Below are 17,390 nucleotides of genomic sequence, written 5' to 3'. Positions count from 1 at the left end.
TCAGCCCTTCATCAAGTTGATGTCTTCGACCGCGATCGAGCCGCGATTGCGATAGTAGGCGACGAGAATGGCGAGGCCGATCGCGGCTTCCGCGGCGGCGACGGTCAGGATGAACAGCGAGAACACCTGGCCGGTGAGGTCGCCGAAAAAGCTCGAGAAGGACACGAGGTTGATATTGACCGACAGGAGGATCAGCTCGACCGACATCAGGACGACGATGATGTTCTTCCGGTTGAGGATGATGCCGGCGACGCCGATGGTGAACAGCATCGCCGCGACGATCAGGAAATGGCTGAGGGAAAGGATCATCTTTTTCGTCCGGCCGGGTGCGAATCGTTGCTCATCATGTCGATTTTCATCTTGATCGCCCCTCAGACGCCCTGCCGGAAGGACTTCTTGCGAAGCTCCACCGCGTCCTTGGGCGTGCGCGCATTCTGCGCCGCAACGTCCTGTCGCTTGATCCCGACCTTGTGATGCAGCGTCAGGATGATCGCGCCGATCATGGCGGTGAGCAGCACCATGCCGGCCGCGATGAACAGATAGGCGTATTGCGTATAGAGCACCCGGCCGAGCGCGAGCGTGTTGCTCATGGCCGGCGGCGCCGGGGAGGCGACATTGGCCAGCGAAGCGGCGTCGACCCGCCAGCCGCCGACGACCAGCACGAGTTCGAGCAGGACAATCGCGCCGATCGCGCCGCCAACCGGCAGATAGCGCATAAAACCCTGCTTGAATTCGGCGAAATCGACGTCGAGCATCATCACGACGAAGAGGAACAGCACCGCAACCGCGCCGACATAGACGACGACGAGCAGCATCGCCAGAAATTCAGCGCCAAGCAGCAGAAACAGGCCCGCCGCATTGAAGAAGGCGAGGATCAGGAACAGGACCGAATGGACCGGATTGCGCGATGTGATCACCAGAAAGGCGGAGGCGATCAGAACCGCGGAAAACAGATAAAAGAACAGCGCCGCAATCATCAAAGATCCCCATCGGCGCAGCGCGCCCACTGTCGTCCTTCGCCGCACGGCGACCCCGGCGACGCCTCTTCCCGCAGGGTCAGGCGCAGCCTCACCGGTATGGAGCTTCGAGCGCCAGGTTCCGCGCAATCTCGCGCTCCCACCTTGCGCCGTTTTCGAGCAGCCTGTCCTTGTCGTAGTAAAGCTCTTCGCGCGTCTCGACCGAGAATTCCGCGTTCGGCCCCTCGACGATGGCGTCAACCGGGCAGGCCTCCTGACAGAAGCCGCAATAGATGCATTTCACCATATCGATATCGTAGCGGGTGGTGCGGCGCGTGCCGTCGTTGCGGCGCGGCCCCGCCTCGATGGTGATCGCCTGCGCCGGGCAGATCGCCTCGCACAGCTTGCAGGCGATGCAGCGCTCCTCGCCGTTCGGATAGCGGCGCAGCGCGTGCTCGCCGCGATAGCGCGGCGATTGCGGGTTCTTCTCGTGCGGATAGTTCAGCGTCGGTTTCGGCTTGAAGAAATAGCGCATCGACAGGAGAAACGCGCCGACGAACTCCGACAGGAACAAAGCCTTGGCGGCCTGGTCGAGCTTCATGTCCGTCCCTTTCGCAGTGAATTTTCAAGCGGCCTCATTGCGCCATCTCCGCGCCCCAGCCGGTGATCTGCAACACGGCCGCGACAAGCACGACCATGGCGAGCGAGATCGGCAGAAAGACCTTCCAGCCAAGACGCATCAGCTGGTCATAGCGGTAGCGCGGCACGAAGGCTTTCACCATGGCGAACATGAAGAAAACCGCGCAAACCTTCAGGACGAACCAGATGACGCCCGGAACCCAAGTGAAGGGCGGGAAGGGAATCGGAGACAGCCAGCCGCCGAGGAACAAAATGGTCATCAGCGCGCACATGGTGATGATCGCCACATATTCGGCGAGCATGAACAGCATGTAGGGCGTCGAGGAATATTCGACCATGAAGCCGGCGACGAGCTCGGACTCGGCCTCGGCGAGGTCGAACGGCGGCCGGTTCGTTTCGGCCAGCGCCGAAATGAAGAAGATGACGAACATCGGAAACAGCGGCAGCCAGTACCAGCCGAGAATGCCCCAGCCATTGTCCTGCGCGCGCACGATGTCGGTGAGGTTCAGCGAGCCGACGCAGAGCAGCACGGTGATGATGACGAAGCCGATCGAGACTTCATAGGAGATCATCTGCGCCGCGGCGCGCAATGCTGAGAGGAACGGATATTTCGAGTTCGACGCCCAGCCGCCCATGATGACGCCATAGACGCTGAGCGAGGAGATCGCGAGCACGTAGAGAATGCCGACATTGATGTCGGCGATCGCCCAGCCCTCGGCGACCGGGATCACCGCCCAGGCGGCAAGCGACAACAGACCCATGACAAAGGGCGCCAGCAGAAACACGCCCTTGTTGGAGCCGTCCGGAATGACCGGCTCCTTGAAGACGAATTTCAGCATGTCCGCGAAGCTCTGGAACAGCCCCCACGGACCGACCACATTGGGGCCGCGGCGCAATTGCACCGCCGCCCAGATCTTGCGGTCGGCGTAAAGAATATAGGCGATGAAGATCAGCAGCACGACGAGCAGAACGACGCTCTTGATCACCATCAGCAGCAAGGCCAGGAACCAGCCGGTTTCTTCCATGGCTCTACTCCGCCGCGTGGCGCGCGAGGTCGAGGCGCATGGCGGAGCATTCCGCCATCACCGCCGAGGCTCTTGCGATCGGATTGGTGAGATAAAAATCGGTGATCGGCGAGGCGAACGACGCCGAGCCGGCCGCCCCTCCGGCGCCGGTCAGCCGATCGAGATCGAATGAGGCGTTGTCTGACACCGCGTCGATCGCTGCAAAATGCGGATGGGCCGCAAACAGCCGTTCGCGCAGGCCCTTGAGGGAATCAAACGCCAGCTTGCGCGAAAGCACATCAGACAGGGCGCGTAAAATCGCCCAATCTTCTCTGGCGTCGCCGGGCGGGAAATTGGCGCGGTCGGCGAGCTGCACGCGTCCCTCGGTATTCACATAGAGCCCCGATTTCTCGGTATAGGCCGCGCCCGGCAGGATGACGTCGGCGCGGGCGGCGCCGCGATCGCCATGCGAGCCCTGATAGATGACGAAGGCGCCCGGCTCGATATCGATCTCATCGGCGCCAAGATTATAGAGAACGTCAAGCGCGCCGGCCTGCGCCATTCCCGCGGCGTCAAGGCCGCCCGAACGCGGCACAAAGCCGAGATCGAGGCCGCCGACCCGCGCCGCCGCCGTATGCAGCACGGCAAAGCCGTTCCAGCCGTCCTTGATCACGCCAAGCGCGCCCGCGGATTTGGCGGCGAGCGCCAGCACCGAAAGCCCATCCTCCCGGGCAAGAGCGCCCTGGCCGATCAGGAACATCGGCTTTTCCATGTGCGCCGGCGCATGATCAGCAAATGACGCGAGCGTATCGGGGCCGGCGCCGAGATAGGCGTAATCATAGGTGAGGTCGGCTTTCTCGCCGATGAGCCCGATCTTGAAGCCGCCCTTTAGCCAGCGCTTGCGGATCCGCGCGTTCAGCACCGGCGCTTCGATGCGCGGGTTCGAACCGATGATCATGAGACCGTCGGCGGCCTCGATCCCGGCGATGGTCGGATTGAAAATATAGCTGCCCCGGCCGAACGCCGGATCGAGCTTCGCGCCGTCCTGACGGCAGTCGAGCGAGACGGCGCCGAGACCGCCCATGAGCGATTGCAGCGCGAACATCTCCTCGACGGCGCAAAGATCGCCGGCGATCGCGCCGATGCGGTGAGGCGGCGCCGCCTTGATTTTTTCGGCGATAAGGGCAAAGGCCTCGCGCCAGCTTGCCGGGCGCAATTTGCCGCCTTCGCGAATATAGGGCCGGTCGAGCCGGCGCGACTTCAGCCCGTCGACGATCTGGCGCGCCTTGTCGGAGATCCATTCCTCGTTCACGCGGTCGTTTACGCGCGGCAGAATGCGCATCACTTCGCGCCCGCGCGTGTCGATGCGGATGGCCGAGCCGAGCGCGTCCATGACGTCGATCGATTCCGTCTTGACGAGCTCCCACGAGCGCGCCTTGAAGGAATAGGGCTTTGGCAGGAGCGCGCCGACGGGGCAGAGATCCGCGACATTGCCCTGCAATTCAGAGCCCATCGCGGTTTCGAGATAGGTGGTGATCTCCATATCCTCGCCGCGGCCGATCGCGCCCATGTCGCCCGTGCCGGCGACTTCGGCCGTGAACCGGACGCAGCGGGTGCAATGGATGCAGCGGTTCATCGAGGTGCGAACCAGCGGCCCGATATATTTGTCCTCAACGGCGCGCTTGTTCTCGGCGTAGCGCGAGCCCTCGAAGCCGAAGGCCATGGCCTGATCCTGCAGGTCGCATTCGCCGCCCTGATCGCAGATCGGGCAGTCGAGCGGATGATTGATCAGGAGAAACTCCATCACGCCCTGACGCGCCTTTTTCACCATCGGCGATTTGGTCAGAACGACGGGCGGGGCGCCGTCCGGGCCGGGCCGCAGGTCGCGCACGGCGACGGCGCAGGAGGCCGACGGCTTCGGCGGACCGCCCTTCACTTCGACGAGGCACATGCGGCAATTGCCGGCGATCGACAGGCGCTCATGGAAGCAGAAGCGAGGAATCTCGGCGCCCGCCTGCTCGCAGGCCTGCAGCAAGGTATATTCGGGCGGCACGTCGATTTCGACGTCGTCGACGATCAGCTTGGTCATGCCTTGTCCTTGATGCGGCGGCTCGTCGGCCAGACGCTACGTCCTTTTGGATCGATCACGATGCTACTCCGCTGCCGCGTGGTAGCCGCGCGCAGGCTCCGAATGCGGATTTGCGGCATATTGGTCGATGCGCTTTTCGATTTCCGGCCGGAAATGGCGGATGAGGCCCTGTACCGGCCAGGCCGCCGCGTCGCCGAGCGCGCAAATGGTGTGGCCTTCGATCTGCGTCGTGACTTCGAGCAGCATGTCGATCTCGCGCTTTTGCGCGCGCCCCTCGGCCATGCGGGTGACGACGCGCCACAGCCAGCCCGTACCCTCGCGGCAGGGCGTGCACTGGCCGCAGCTCTCATGCTTGTAGAAATAGCTGAGCCTTGCGATGGCGCGGATGATGTCGGTCGATTTATCCATGACGATGACGGCCGCCGTGCCGAGGCCCGACTTCAGATCGCGCAGCGTGTCGAAATCCATCGCCGCGTCGATGATCTGCGCGGCCGGCACGCAGGGAACCGAAGACCCGCCCGGAATGACCGCAAGCAAATTATCCGAGCCGCCGCGAACGCCGCCACAATGCTTGTCGATCAGCTCCCGGAACGGGATCGACATCGCCTCCTCGACGTTGCAGGGCTTGTTGACATGGCCGGAGATGCAGAAAAGCTTGGTGCCGGAATTGTTCTTCGCGCCGAAGCTCGAGAACCAGGCTGCGCCACGGCGTAAGATGGTCGGCGCGACGGCGATCGATTCGACATTGTTGACCGTCGTCGGACAGCCATAGAGGCCCATATTGGCGGGGAACGGCGGCTTCAGCCGCGGCATGCCCTTCTTGCCTTCAAGCGATTCGAGGAGAGCCGTCTCCTCGCCGCAGATATAGGCGCCGGCGCCGCGATGGACATAGATGTCGAACGGCCAGCCGTGGACATTGTCCTTGCCGAGCAGATTCGCCTCATAGGCCTGAGCGATCGCCGCGTCGAGCCGGTCGGCCTCGAGGATATATTCGCCGCGAATATAGATGTAGCAGGCGTGCGCCTCCATCGCGAAGCTGGCGATGAAGCAGCCCTCGATCAGAAGATGCGGATCATTGCGCATGATCTCACGGTCTTTGCAGGTGCCGGGCTCGGATTCATCGGCATTGACGACGAGATAGGACGGCCGCGCCGTATCGGCCTTCGGCATGAACGACCATTTGAGTCCCGTCGGGAAGCCAGCGCCGCCGCGCCCGCGCAGCCCCGAGGCCTTCATTTCGGTCAGGATCCAGTCTTTGCCCTTCTCGATCAGGCCCTTGGTGTTGTCCCACGCGCCACGCGCCCGCGCGCCCTTCAGGCCCCAATCGCCGAAGCCATAGAGATTGGTGAAGATGCGATCCTTGTCTTCAAGCATCGGATGCGTCCTCAGTTCAAGGTCTGGTCGGAAGAGGAGACGCTCGGCTCGGGCTTGCCCGACGACAGCGCCTCTTCCTGCTTCAAGCGTTCATGGCCCGGCTCGGCCGGCGCTTTTGACTGCGCCGCGAGTTCCGCCCGCGCCGCCGCCGGATCGCCCATGCTTGGCGCCTCCGTGACGCAATAGGGGCCGCTCTGTCCGCTCACGCCATAAAAGGAGGCAAGCGCCGTCAGACCGCCGGCGGGCTCGGAGGAGACGCGCCCAGTCTGCGATCCGATTCGCACTGGCCGTCCAGCGGCGAGATCGTCGAGCAGCTTGGCGAAATTATCGGGCGTCAGGTCCTCAAAATAATCGTCGTTGATCTGCACCATCGGCGCGTTGCAGCAGGCGCCGAGGCATTCGACCTCGTTCCAGGAAAACTTGCCGTCCGCCGTCACCACGCCTGGCTCGCCGATACGGTTCCGCAGCACGGATTTGATGCCGTCCGAACCGGCAAGCAGGCAAGGCGTCGTGCCGCAGAGCTGTACAAAATACTCGCCGACCGGCGACAGGTTGAACATCGAATAGAAGGTCGCGATCTCAAGCACGCGGATATAGGGCATGCCGAGCTTTTCGGCGACCGCTTCGATCGCCGGACGCGGCAGCCAATAGTCATTCTGCTTCTGCGCCCGCCACAGCAGCGAAATCACCGCCGACGCCTGCCGGCCTTGCGGATATTTGGCGATGATCGCGTCGGCCCAAGCCTCATTCTCGGCGGAGAAGGCGAAGGAGTCGGGCTGAACTTCGGCGAGCCTGCGAACGGTCATATCAGCGACACTCAACGATCAGGGCCATAGCGGCCGGAGTTTTGAGACAAAAGCGCATCAAGGTCACCGGTCGACCTCGCCGAAGACAATGTCGATCGATCCCAAAATCGCGCTGACGTCGGCCAGCATGGATTTGCGGCACAGGAAATCCATCGCGGCGAGATGGGCGAAACCTGGCGCGCGGATCTTGCAGCGATAGGGTTTGTTGGTGCCATCGGAGACGAGATAGACGCCGAACTCGCCCTTCGGCGCCTCGACCGCGGCATAGACCTCGCCAGCCGGCACGTGGAAGCCTTCGGTATAGAGCTTGAAATGGTGGATCAGCGCTTCCATCGAACGCTTCATTTCACCGCGCGAGGGCGGCGCGAACTTGCTCTTGGCGAGCACGGGCCCCTGCCCGGCCGGTTCGCGCAGCTTGGCCACGCATTGCTTCATGATCGAGACGGACTGGCGCATCTCCTCCATGCGAATGACCTGACGGTCGTAATTGTCGCCATGGCGGCCGACCGGAATATCGAACTCCATCTCCTCATAGCATTCATAGGGCTGCGCCTTGCGCAGATCCCATGGCGCGCCCGAGCCGCGGACCATGACGCCGGAAAATCCCCACGCCCAGCAATCCTCGAGGCTGACGACGCCGATATCGACATTGCGCTGCTTGAAGATGCGGTTATCGATGAACAGCGCCTGGAGATCGTCGCAGGTTTTCAGGAAGGGATCGCACCAAGCCTCGATATCGTCGATCAGCCGCGCGGGAATATCCATATGCACGCCGCCGGGCCGGAAATAATTGGCGTGCAGCCGCGCCCCCGAAGCGCGCTCATAAAACACCATGAGCTTTTCGCGCTCTTCAAAGCCCCATAGCGGCGGAGTGAGCGCGCCGACGTCCATCGCCTGCGTCGTGACGTTCAGAAGATGCGACAGGATGCGGCCGATCTCACAGAACAGCACGCGCAAAAGCTGGGCGCGGCGCGGGACTTCAAGGCCGACAAGCTTTTCGATGGCGAGACAGAAAGCGTGTTCCTGGTTCATCGGCGCGACATAATCGAGCCGGTCGAAATAGGGGATGTTCTGGAGATAGGTGCGCGCCTCCATCAGCTTTTCGGTGCCGCGATGCAGGAGGCCGATATGCGGATCGACGCGCTCGACCACTTCGCCGTCGAGTTCGAGCACCAGACGCAACACGCCATGCGCCGCCGGATGCTGCGGACCGAAATTGATCGTGAAATTGCGGACCTGATCGTTCATGGGCTTTTTTTTCGCGGGGCGTTTGGGAGCGAGAGGGCTGCGGTCAACTCAAATCGGGTTGCGTTTGGCTTTTTCGTCGCCCGGCAGGACATAGTCGACCGCGCCTTCCCATGGCGACAAGAAATCGAAGTTGCGGAACTCCTGCGCCAGCTCCACCGGCTCGTAGAGGACGCGCTTTTCCTCGTCGTCGTAGCGGACCTCGACATAGCCCGTCATCGGGAAATCCTTGCGCAGCGGATGGCCGTCGAAGCCATAGTCGGTGAGCAGGCGGCGCAAATCGGGATGGCCGGAAAAGTAGACGCCGAACAGATCATAGGCTTCGCGCTCGAACCAATTGGCGGCGGGATAAAGGCCGCTCAGCGAGGCAACCGGCGTCTGCTCATCGGCGGCGACTTTGACGCGGATGCGGCGATTATGCTTTGGCGAGAGCAAATGCGTCACGACGTCAAAGCGTTTTTCGCGGACGGGATAATCGACGGCGGTCAGATCGATGAAGCAGACAAACAGGCAGGACGGGTCGTCGCGCAGGAAGGTCACGGTCTCGACGAGGCAGTCCGCCCGAACGGTAAGGGTCAGCTCGCCGTAGGCGAGGCTGGCGTCCTCGACCCAACCACGCAGCGCGGCCGAGAGCGTTTCCGCGAACTGTTTCAGATCCTCGTCCATCTCAACCTTTCGGCGTCAACCACCAAAGCGGAGGTCGCGATCGCCCCGCTTCTCAAGCTTTAGCGTCAATGCGCAGCTCATGCATTGACGCGAACATGGTCCGGCGCGGCCAGCAGCTCGATCCAGCCCAGAGAGCGCTGCCGCCCGCCCTGGTTCTTTGCCGCGATCCGCATCGAGCCCTGCCCGACGCAGGCGGCCGGCCTATCGTTCGATCGTGCCGGTGCGGCGGATTTTCTTCTGCAAAAGGAGAATTCCGTAGAGCAGCGCTTCCGCCGAAGGCGGGCAGCCGGGGACATAGATGTCGACCGGCACGATGCGGTCGCAACCGCGCACGACGGAATAGGAATAGTGATAATAGCCGCCGCCGTTGGCGCAGGATCCCATCGAGATCACATAGCGCGGCTCGGGCATCTGGTCGTAGACCTTGCGCAGCGCGGGGGCCATCTTGTTGGTCAACGTCCCGGCGACGATCATGACGTCCGACTGGCGCGGCGAGCCGCGCGGCGCGAAGCCGAAGCGCTCGACGTCGTAACGCGGCATCGAAGCCTGCATCATTTCAACGGCGCAGCAAGCAAGGCCAAAGGTCATCCACATCAGCGAGCCGGTGCGGGCCCAGTTGATGAGCTCGTCCGTCGAAGTGACGAGAAAGCCCTTGTCGGCAAGCTTGTCGTTGATCGACAGGAAATAGGGATCGTTGGCGGCGAGCGGCCGGTCGGTCGTCGGGCTGATCACAAGGCCTTCCTGCGGCGCGGGGGTCAATCCCATTCGAGAGCGCCCTTCTTCCATTCATATACAAAGCCGACGGTCAGGATGCCGAGGAACAGCATCATCGCCCAGAATCCGAAAACTCCGACCTGATGAAACGCCACGGCCCATGGAAACAGAAAAGCGACCTCAAGATCGAAGATGATGAACAGCAGCGCGACTAGGTAGAAGCGCACGTCGAACTGCATGCGGGCGTCGTCGAAAGCGTTGAAGCCGCATTCATAGGCGGACAGCTTCTCGCTGTCGGGCGCCTTGAAGGCGACGAGAAAAGGGGCGACGAGGAGAGCGCCGGAAATAACAGCGGCGATCGCCATAAAGACGACGAGCGGAAGATATTGATCGAGAAGGCTCGGCATGGGCAAGCTCTGACGCTTCAAGGCGGGCCAAGGGAACAGCGCGCCGGTTGGGATCCTGCTGCAACGTTCGAGCGATGCGTAGCCCAGCGCCAATCGCAGCGCAAGATGATGTTTTAAACGCTTCTAAAGCTCGGCCGCGCGCGAATGCCTAAACCTGCATCAGCAGAGGCGAATTTGTCGCAGGAGGCGAAGCCGCGACCAAAGTCGTACCGCCCATTGAGCGGGACGAAAGCTCGTGATTCCGATCGTCAGGCGCGGCCCTGAGCCGCATCGTCGGCGGCCGAATGGCGAGAGAGACGGGACTTGAACCCGCGACCTCCGGCGTGACAGGCCGGCGCTCTAACCAACTGAGCTACTCCCCCGCAGCCGCAAGCGCGAAGCGCCGCGCGGACCGGAGAGGAGCCGGATAGGATAGGCGCGCGCGCAAGTCAAGCGTGATGACGCGGGCGCCGCGCCAAGAGACTGCGCCGCGTGGCGCAAAGAGGCTCAGATGTGGCTCGCGCCTTGTGCCGCAAGCACGGCGTCCTCGGTGGCCGCTTCCCGCGTCGTGCGGTTGAAGATCGCGTTGAGGAACACCGCCGCGATCGAAGTCAAAATGATGCCGTCGCCGAAAATCGGACGCAGCTCGGGCGGCATGATGTGGAAAAAATTCGGCGACACGATCGGGATCAGGCCGAAGCCGATCGAAATGGCGATGACCAGCGTGCTGCGCGGCGCCGCAACATAATCGACGCTCTTCAGGATCTTCACGCCGGTCGCCGCAACCATGCCGAACATGATGAAGCCGGCCCCGCCCAGCACGCATTGCGGCACCGAGGCGACGATGAACGCCAGCTTGGGGATCAGGCCGAGCGCGAGCATGATGCAGCCGCCGGTGACACAGACCCAGCGGCTGAATACGCCGGTCACGGCGACAAGGCCGATATTCTGCGAATAGGACACATAGGGAAAAGTGTTGAAGACGCCGCCGATAATGGTGCCGAGGGCGTCGGCGCGCAGGCCGCGCTTGATGTCGTTTGCGCCAACCTCGCGTCCGGTCATGGCGCCAAGAGCCAGAAACATGCCCGTCGCTTCGATGAAGACGATCGTCATGACGAGGCACATGGTCAGGCACGGGATGAGATGGAAGGTCGGCAGGCCGAATTGCAACGGCAGGACGACCCGGAGCCATGGCTCCTCGTGGATGCCGGAAAAATCGGTCCAGCCCAGCGCGATCGTCGTCAGATAGCCGACTGTCACGCCGATCAGCACTGCGGCGTTGGCGAGAAAGCCGCTGGCGAAGCGGATCACGATCAGGATAACGCCGAGCACCAGCGCGGCGACGAGAAGATAGCCGGGCGCGCCGAAATCCGCCGCATTGGCGCCGCCGCCCGCCCAGTTTACCCCGACCCGCGTCAATACGACGCCAATCATGGTGATGATCGTGCCGGTGACGACCGCCGGAAAAAAAGGCAGCACATATTTGACGAAAGGCGTGACGGCGAGGCCGAACAGGCCGCCGACGATCACCGCGCCATAGATGCCGGTAAGGCCGACGCCGGGCATCGCCGCCATGGCCAGCATCGGTGAGATCGAGACGGCGGTGACCCCCATGATCACGGGCAGCCTGATGCCGAACGGGCCAATGCCGATGGTCTGCACCAGCGTCGCGATGCCGCAAGCAAACAGATCCGCATTGATCAGCATGGCGATCTGATCTTTCGGCAGCTTCAGGGCGCCGCCGAGGATGAGCGGCACGGCGACCGCATTGGCGTACATGACCAGAACATGCTGCAGGCCGAGCGCGAACAGGCGCGGCGGCGGCAAGACTTCATCGACTGGATGGACGGCGGCCATCGCAAACCCCTCAGTTGCGAGACAGTCCGTTGATTTTGCGCGCGAAGCTCAAGTTTGGCGCGCCGATATTGTGAGCAGGGCTGCACAAAAAATGATGCGAACGCGGCGCTCGCAGTCGGACTTCGGCCGAGTTCGGGCGGCGGCGAAAAGATGTCGGCGACGGAAGCGCTGGTGGGCGGTGACGGGCTCGAACCGCCGACCCTCTCGGTGTAAACGAGATGCTCTACCAACTGAGCTAACCGCCCGGCCGGCACGCAATCGCACGGCCAGCGGTTCCGGTCAACGCGAGACCGGGCGGGCGTTTTCCATGCGGCGGCCGAAAGAAAGGGGCCGCGATCGGCTCGCGGCCCCTTTCAAGCTTTCCTGCCGTCCCGCTCTAATGCGCGATGGCGGCTGAGGCGTCGTCGTCGCCCGCCAGCGGCCGGGCCGGCTTCAGATCCTCTTCCCAGACGATCGGCAGCGGCTGGCGCACCAGCGCATGGGCGAGAACTTCATCCATGCGCGCGACAGGCACGATCTCCAGCGCGTTCTTGACCGAGTTTGGAATATCCACCAGGTCCTTCGCGTTTTCCTCCGGGATCAGCACCTTCTTGAGGCCGCCGCGCAGCGCGGCGAGCAGCTTCTCCTTGAGGCCGCCGATCGGCAGAATCCTGCCGCGCAGCGTGATCTCGCCGGTCATGGCGATGTCGCGCCGGATCGGGATGCCGGTGATGATCGAGACGATCGCGGTCGCCATGGCGACGCCCGCCGACGGGCCGTCCTTCGGGGTTGCGCCCTCGGGAACATGGACGTGGATGTCGCGCCGGTCGAACAGCGGCGGCTCGATGCCGAAATCGACCGCCCGCGAGCGCACATAGGACGCCGCCGCCGAAATCGATTCCTTCATCACGTCGCGCAAATTACCGGTCACCGTCATGCGGCCCTTGCCGGGCATCATCACGCCTTCGATCGTCAGTAACTCGCCGCCGACCTCGGTCCAGGCAAGCCCGGTGACGACGCCCACTTGATCCTCGGTTTCAGCCTCGCCATAGCGGAAGCGCGGCACGCCGAGATAATCTGGCACATTGTCAGCCGTAACTTTCACCGATTTCGCCTCGGTGGTCAGGATCTGCTTGACCGCCTTGCGCGACAGTTTCGACACTTCGCGCTCAAGGTTGCGGACGCCCGCCTCCCGCGTGTAGCGGCGGATCAGCAGGATCAGCGCGGAATCGTCGATGGCCAACTCCTTTTCGGCGAGGCCATGCTTCTTGAGCGCCGCCGGGATCAGATGGCGCCGGGCGATCTCGACCTTCTCATCCTCGGTGTAGCCAGCGATCCGGATAATCTCCATACGGTCCATCAGCGGCGCCGGGATGTTCAGCGTATTCGCCGTCGTCACGAACATCACGTTCGAAAGGTCGTAATCGACCTCGAGGTAATGGTCGTTGAAGGCCTGGTTCTGTTCGGGATCCAGCACCTCGAGCAGCGCCGAGGAGGGATCGCCGCGGAAATCCTGCCCCATCTTGTCGATTTCATCGAGCAGGAACAGCGGATTGGAGCTTTTCGCCTTGCGCATCGACTGAATGATCTTGCCCGGCATCGAGCCGATATAGGTGCGCCGGTGACCGCGGATCTCGGCCTCGTCGCGCACGCCGCCGAGCGACATGCGGACGAATTCACGCCCTGTCGCCTTGGCGATCGACTTGCCGAGCGAGGTCTTGCCGACGCCAGGCGGGCCTACGAGGCAGAGGATCGGTCCGCTGAGCTTGTTCGCGCGGGTCTGCACGGCGAGATATTCGAGAATGCGCTCCTTCACCTTTTCGAGCCCGAAATGTTCGGCGTCGAGCACTTCCTCGGCGATGTTCAGGTCCTTCTTGACCTTCGAACGCTTGTTCCACGGAATCGACAAGAGCCAGTCGAGATAATTGCGCACGACCGTCGCTTCGGCCGACATCGGCGACATCTGCCGCAGCTTCTTCAGCTCGGCGAGGGCCTTGTCGCGCGCTTCCTTCGAGAGCTTGGTGGTCTTGATCCGCTCGTCGAGTTCGGCGAGGTCGTCCTTGCCGTCCTCGTCGCCAAGCTCCTTCTGGATCGCCTTCATCTGCTCGTTGAGATAATATTCGCGCTGGGTCTTCTCCATCTGGCGCTTGACGCGCGTGCGGATGCGCTTTTCGACCTGGAGCACCGAAATCTCGCTCTCCATCAGAGCCAGGCACTTTTCGAGCCGCTTCGTGATCGAGGTCGTCTCGAGCACGGCCTGCTTGTCGGCGATCTTAACGGCGAGATGCGAGGCGATGGTGTCCGCAAGCTTGGCGTAATCCTCGATCTGGGTGACCGCGGCCGCGACTTCCGGCGAAATCTTCTTGTTGAGCTTCACATAGCCCTCGAACTCCGAGACGACGGAGCGGGCGAGCGCCTCAACCTCGACCTTGTCGACGGGATCGTCGTCGATCACCTCGGCGTCGGCCTCATAGAAATCGTCGGTGCGGGTATAGCCCTGCACCTTGGCGCGAACCTGGCCCTCGACGAGCACCTTTACGGTGCCGTCGGGGAGTTTCAGCAGTTGCAGGACGGAGGCGAGCGTGCCGGTGGCGAAGATCGCCTTCGGGGAGGGATCATCGTCCGAGGCGTTCATTTGCGTGGCGAGAAGGATGAGGCTGTCGCCTTTCATGACCTCCTCAAGCGCGCGAATCGATTTCTCGCGGCCAACGAACAGCGGCACGATCATATGCGGGAAAACGACGATGTCGCGCAGGGGAAGGACGGGGTAGCTCTCGACCGCTCCGGAACGTGCGGGCTCTCGCTTCTGTGTCATTATGTGTCCTAACTCGAAACGCGATCCAGCTCGCACGCGCCGGCTCTTCCGACTGCATCAGGGCTATTTCGGCTTCGGCCTTTTGGCGTGAAGCAATTATTCTAAAACCAGATGGACATGAGCGCCTGCGGATTCAAGCGCCGGCCACGCCTGCTGCAGGCGGCGAGCCCGCCGACCGGCGAAGGGACGGATGGCGAAAGGGCGCAAATCCGCCCTTCGTCCTTTACGCCCCCGGCCGGAAGCGTGCCGAGCCGAAAAGCCTTGGCTCTTCCAACAGGACGCTCTCGACCCGCAGCCTTGTCGTCGTCAGGCGCTTGTGCCGCTCTTTTCGTTGCGTTCAGCATAGATGTAGAGGGGGCGCGATTTGCCCTCGACCACATCGGGCCCGATGACCACCTGCTCGACGCTGTCAAGGCCGGGCAAATCAAACATCGTGTCAAGCAGGATGCTCTCCATGATGGAGCGCAGGCCGCGCGCGCCCGTGCGCCGTTCGATCGCCTTCTTGGCGACGACGTTCAGCGCCTCGTCCTGGAAGCTGAGTTCCGTGTTCTCCATCTCGAACAGACGCTGATACTGCTTGACCAGAGCGTTCTTCGGCTCGGTCAGGATCTTCTTCAGCGCCTCTTCGTCAAGATCCTCAAGCGTCGCGATCACCGGCAGACGGCCGACGAACTCGGGGATGAGGCCGAATTTCAGCAGATCCTCGGGCTCGACCTTTCGGAAGATTTCGCCCGTACGCCTGTCGTCCGGGGCCTGGACGGCCGCGGCAAAGCCGATCGACGTGCCCTTGCCGCGCATCGAAATGATCTTTTCCAGCCCTGCAAAGGCGCCGCCGCAGATGAACAGGATGTTGGTTGTGTCGACCTGCAGGAATTCCTGCTGCGGATGCTTGCGCCCGCCCTGCGGCGGCACGGAGGCGACCGTGCCTTCCATGATCTTGAGCAGCGCCTGCTGCACGCCTTCGCCCGAGACGTCGCGCGTGATCGAGGGATTGTCGGATTTGCGCGAGATCTTGTCGATCTCGTCGATGTAGACAATGCCGCGCTGCGCCCGCTCGACATTATAGTCGGAGGCCTGAAGCAGTTTCAGGATAATGTTCTCGACATCCTCGCCGACGTAGCCCGCCTCGGTCAGCGTCGTGGCGTCGGCCATGGTGAAGGGCACGTCGAGGATGCGCGCGAGGGTCTGCGCCAGCAGCGTCTTGCCCGAGCCCGTCGGTCCGATCAACAGAATGTTCGACTTCGCCAGCTCGACGTCATTGTGCTTCGTCGCGTGGTTCAGCCGCTTGTAATGATTGTGCACGGCGACCGACAGGACGCGCTTGGCCTGCGGCTGGCCAATCACATAATCATCGAGGACTTTGCAGATCTCCCTCGGCGTCGGGATCCCGTCGCGGCTCTTGACGAGGGAGGATTTGTTCTCTTCGCGGATGATATCCATGCAGAGCTCGACGCATTCATCGCAGATGAACACGGTCGGGCCGGCAATCAGTTTGCGGACCTCATGCTGGCTCTTGCCGCAAAACGAGCAGTAGAGCGTGTTTTTCGCGTCGCCGCCGCCAACTTTGGTCATGGATAGTCTCCAGTGCGACCGGGATCATGTGCGATTCCCGATCTTGCTTGTTTAGGACGCCGGCGCCGCCGGATCATCCGGGCGCTCCTCTGGCGCGGCGGGCGCGCACACGAACCGCCGTCTCTCCTTTTTGGCCTCGTTCTCCCTCAACTGCGACCCGAAACGAAATGCAATCATGTTCCGGTCATAGAAGCAAGGGTTTACGGCCCCTGACGCTATGCCCACCATCCTCGCGTCAAAACGACGCGCGACGCAAAACACCCGAATTCGCTTTGAGCCAAGTCTTTGGTCGGCTGCCGAACAAAATGACGGCCAAAAGCTAAGGTAGCAATAACCGCGCCATCCGCAACCCGTCGCAATCATCTTAAGTCGCTTGCGATCTTGCGGGGCGTTTGGCGAGAGTGCTTGGCGACAGCGCTTGCGGCGCACAAGGAGGGGGTCGGCCAGCCGGAGCGACCGGAGCGCGCCACGGCCGGGCGCGAGGCCCGGTCCGCGGCGAAATTCCCAAAATCGCGTCCGATCGGCGGGTTGAACAAAGATTCAGTCGAAAAAGCCGATCTATCCTCTCAGAGCCCTCGTAAGGGCATCAAATCAGGCAGATTTTCTTTCGCTCGCGCTCTCGTCCGGCCGCTGTGAAATCACGCTATCGACGATGCCGAACTCCCTCGCGTCATCGGAGGACATGAAATGATCGCGGTCGAGCGTTTTCTCGATCGTGTCGTAATCGCGTCCAGTATGCTTCACATAGATGTCATTAAGACGCCTTTTGACCTTCATGATGTCTTCGGCGTGACGCAGGATGTCGGATGCCTGACCCTGAAAGCCGCCGGACGGCTGGTGCACCATGATTCGCGCGTTCGGGAGCGCAAACCGCTGACCGGCTTCGCCGGCGCAAAGCAGCAGCGAGCCCATCGAGGCGGCCTGGCCGACGCAAAGGGTCGAGACCTTCGGCCGGATGAACTGCATCGTGTCGTAGATCGCAAGGCCCGCCGTCACGACGCCGCCCGGCGAATTGATATACATCGAAATTTCTTTTTTCGGGTTCTCGGCTTCGAGGAACAGAAGCTGCGCGATAATGACCGACGCCATGTGATCCTCGACCGGGCCGGTGAGGAAAATGATCCGCTCCCGCAGCAGGCGCGAATAGATGTCGAAGCCCCGCTCGCCGCGGCTGGTGTTCTCGATAACCTGGGGAATCAGGTAGCTGTTATAAACTTCGATCGGATCGTGGTCGCGCATTCAAAAATGTCCTCTTCGCCGGCGGCCCGCAGCGCCCGCCGCTTTTCCT

At 62.4% G+C, this 17,390-nt stretch carries 15 protein-coding genes and 2 tRNA genes; all 17 read right to left on the bottom strand.

The annotated features are described in order from the left end of the window. Nucleotides 1-309, bottom strand: a complete 309-nt coding sequence (gene nuoK / locus CR492_RS08705; RefSeq protein WP_102843350.1) for an NADH-quinone oxidoreductase subunit NuoK — start codon at nucleotides 307-309, stop codon at nucleotides 1-3. Nucleotides 310-371: 62 nt separating this feature from the next. Next, nucleotides 372-980 carry an NADH-quinone oxidoreductase subunit J gene (locus CR492_RS08700; protein WP_102843349.1) on the bottom strand — a complete coding sequence of 203 codons (609 nt, stop codon included), beginning with the start codon at nucleotides 978-980 and terminating at the stop codon, nucleotides 372-374. Between the two features lie 88 nt (nucleotides 981-1,068). Then, a complete protein-coding gene (nuoI, locus tag CR492_RS08695) occupies nucleotides 1,069-1,557 on the bottom strand; it encodes an NADH-quinone oxidoreductase subunit NuoI (protein ID WP_102843348.1) in 489 nt (162 codons plus the stop codon). A gap of 34 nt (nucleotides 1,558-1,591) precedes the next feature. Beyond that, nucleotides 1,592-2,620, bottom strand: coding sequence for an NADH-quinone oxidoreductase subunit NuoH (nuoH, locus tag CR492_RS08690; RefSeq protein ID WP_102843347.1), 1,029 nt, complete (start codon nucleotides 2,618-2,620; stop codon nucleotides 1,592-1,594). Between the two features lie 4 nt (nucleotides 2,621-2,624). Then, nucleotides 2,625-4,688, bottom strand: coding sequence for an NADH-quinone oxidoreductase subunit NuoG (nuoG, locus tag CR492_RS08685; RefSeq protein ID WP_102843346.1), 2,064 nt, complete (start codon nucleotides 4,686-4,688; stop codon nucleotides 2,625-2,627). A gap of 63 nt (nucleotides 4,689-4,751) precedes the next feature. Then, the gene (gene nuoF / locus CR492_RS08680) at nucleotides 4,752-6,062 is read right to left on the bottom strand and encodes an NADH-quinone oxidoreductase subunit NuoF (protein ID WP_102843345.1); all 1,311 of its coding nucleotides are present in this window, start codon (nucleotides 6,060-6,062) and stop codon (nucleotides 4,752-4,754) included. Between the two features lie 11 nt (nucleotides 6,063-6,073). Further along, nucleotides 6,074-6,868, bottom strand: coding sequence for an NADH-quinone oxidoreductase subunit NuoE (gene nuoE, locus CR492_RS08675; protein WP_102843344.1), 795 nt, complete (start codon nucleotides 6,866-6,868; stop codon nucleotides 6,074-6,076). A gap of 63 nt (nucleotides 6,869-6,931) precedes the next feature. Next, on the bottom strand, nucleotides 6,932-8,116 hold the full coding sequence (locus tag CR492_RS08670; protein ID WP_102843343.1) for an NADH-quinone oxidoreductase subunit D: 1,185 nt from the start codon (nucleotides 8,114-8,116) through the stop codon (nucleotides 6,932-6,934). A 48-nt stretch (nucleotides 8,117-8,164) separates the two neighbouring features. Further along, nucleotides 8,165-8,779 (bottom strand): NADH-quinone oxidoreductase subunit C, encoded by a 615-nt coding sequence (locus CR492_RS08665; protein WP_102843342.1) that lies wholly within the window; start codon nucleotides 8,777-8,779, stop codon nucleotides 8,165-8,167. Between the two features lie 201 nt (nucleotides 8,780-8,980). Further along, nucleotides 8,981-9,544, bottom strand: a complete 564-nt coding sequence (locus CR492_RS08660) for a NuoB/complex I 20 kDa subunit family protein (RefSeq protein ID WP_180982481.1) — start codon at nucleotides 9,542-9,544, stop codon at nucleotides 8,981-8,983. Next, complete coding sequence (locus CR492_RS08655) at nucleotides 9,535-9,900, bottom strand: NADH-quinone oxidoreductase subunit A (protein ID WP_102843340.1); 366 nt, start codon at nucleotides 9,898-9,900, stop codon at nucleotides 9,535-9,537. Before CR492_RS08655 ends, CR492_RS08660 begins: the two co-directional genes overlap by 10 nt. Nucleotides 9,901-10,185: 285 nt before the next feature. Then, a tRNA-Asp gene (locus CR492_RS08650) sits at nucleotides 10,186-10,262 on the bottom strand. 124 nt (nucleotides 10,263-10,386) lie between these two features. After that, complete coding sequence (locus CR492_RS08645) at nucleotides 10,387-11,736, bottom strand: nucleobase:cation symporter-2 family protein (protein WP_102843339.1); 1,350 nt, start codon at nucleotides 11,734-11,736, stop codon at nucleotides 10,387-10,389. 169 nt (nucleotides 11,737-11,905) lie between these two features. Beyond that, a tRNA-Val gene (locus CR492_RS08640) sits at nucleotides 11,906-11,981 on the bottom strand. 131 nt (nucleotides 11,982-12,112) lie between these two features. After that, entirely contained in the window at nucleotides 12,113-14,530 is a 2,418-nt protein-coding gene (gene lon / locus CR492_RS08635; RefSeq protein ID WP_102843338.1) for an endopeptidase La, read from the bottom strand. A 306-nt stretch (nucleotides 14,531-14,836) separates the two neighbouring features. Next, the gene (clpX, locus tag CR492_RS08630; protein ID WP_102843337.1) at nucleotides 14,837-16,102 is read right to left on the bottom strand and encodes an ATP-dependent Clp protease ATP-binding subunit ClpX; all 1,266 of its coding nucleotides are present in this window, start codon (nucleotides 16,100-16,102) and stop codon (nucleotides 14,837-14,839) included. A 591-nt stretch (nucleotides 16,103-16,693) separates the two neighbouring features. Then, nucleotides 16,694-17,341 carry an ATP-dependent Clp protease proteolytic subunit gene (locus tag CR492_RS08625; RefSeq protein ID WP_012591898.1) on the bottom strand — a complete coding sequence of 216 codons (648 nt, stop codon included), beginning with the start codon at nucleotides 17,339-17,341 and terminating at the stop codon, nucleotides 16,694-16,696. Between the last annotated feature and the right edge of the window lie 49 nt (nucleotides 17,342-17,390).

The sequence above is a fragment of the Methylocella silvestris genome, from assembly GCF_002891535.1.
Classification (GTDB): Bacteria; Pseudomonadota; Alphaproteobacteria; order Rhizobiales; family Beijerinckiaceae; genus Methylocapsa; species Methylocapsa silvestris_A.
Note: the sequence above shows the minus strand (reverse complement) of the source record. Positions and strands in the feature narration are given on the sequence as shown.

Excerpts from the sequence above, each read along its gene's own strand:
- nuoK (WP_102843350.1), bottom strand. The coding sequence starts at position 309 with ATGATCCTTTCCCTCAGCCATTTCCTGATCGTCGCGGCGATGCTGTTC.
- nuoI (WP_102843348.1), bottom strand. The coding sequence starts at position 1,557 with ATGAAGCTCGACCAGGCCGCCAAGGCTTTGTTCCTGTCGGAGTTCGTC.
- nuoH (WP_102843347.1), bottom strand. The coding sequence starts at position 2,620 with ATGGAAGAAACCGGCTGGTTCCTGGCCTTGCTGCTGATGGTGATCAAG.
- nuoG (WP_102843346.1), bottom strand. The coding sequence starts at position 4,688 with ATGACCAAGCTGATCGTCGACGACGTCGAAATCGACGTGCCGCCCGAA.
- nuoF (WP_102843345.1), bottom strand. The coding sequence starts at position 6,062 with ATGCTTGAAGACAAGGATCGCATCTTCACCAATCTCTATGGCTTCGGC.
- nuoE (WP_102843344.1), bottom strand. The coding sequence starts at position 6,868 with ATGACCGTTCGCAGGCTCGCCGAAGTTCAGCCCGACTCCTTCGCCTTC.
- CR492_RS08670 (WP_102843343.1), bottom strand. The coding sequence starts at position 8,116 with ATGAACGATCAGGTCCGCAATTTCACGATCAATTTCGGTCCGCAGCAT.
- CR492_RS08665 (WP_102843342.1), bottom strand. The coding sequence starts at position 8,779 with ATGGACGAGGATCTGAAACAGTTCGCGGAAACGCTCTCGGCCGCGCTG.
- CR492_RS08660 (WP_180982481.1), bottom strand. The coding sequence starts at position 9,544 with ATGGGATTGACCCCCGCGCCGCAGGAAGGCCTTGTGATCAGCCCGACG.
- CR492_RS08655 (WP_102843340.1), bottom strand. The coding sequence starts at position 9,900 with ATGCCGAGCCTTCTCGATCAATATCTTCCGCTCGTCGTCTTTATGGCG.
- CR492_RS08645 (WP_102843339.1), bottom strand. The coding sequence starts at position 11,736 with ATGGCCGCCGTCCATCCAGTCGATGAAGTCTTGCCGCCGCCGCGCCTG.
- lon (WP_102843338.1), bottom strand. The coding sequence starts at position 14,530 with ATGACACAGAAGCGAGAGCCCGCACGTTCCGGAGCGGTCGAGAGCTAC.
- clpX (WP_102843337.1), bottom strand. The coding sequence starts at position 16,102 with ATGACCAAAGTTGGCGGCGGCGACGCGAAAAACACGCTCTACTGCTCG.
- CR492_RS08625 (WP_012591898.1), bottom strand. The coding sequence starts at position 17,341 with ATGCGCGACCACGATCCGATCGAAGTTTATAACAGCTACCTGATTCCC.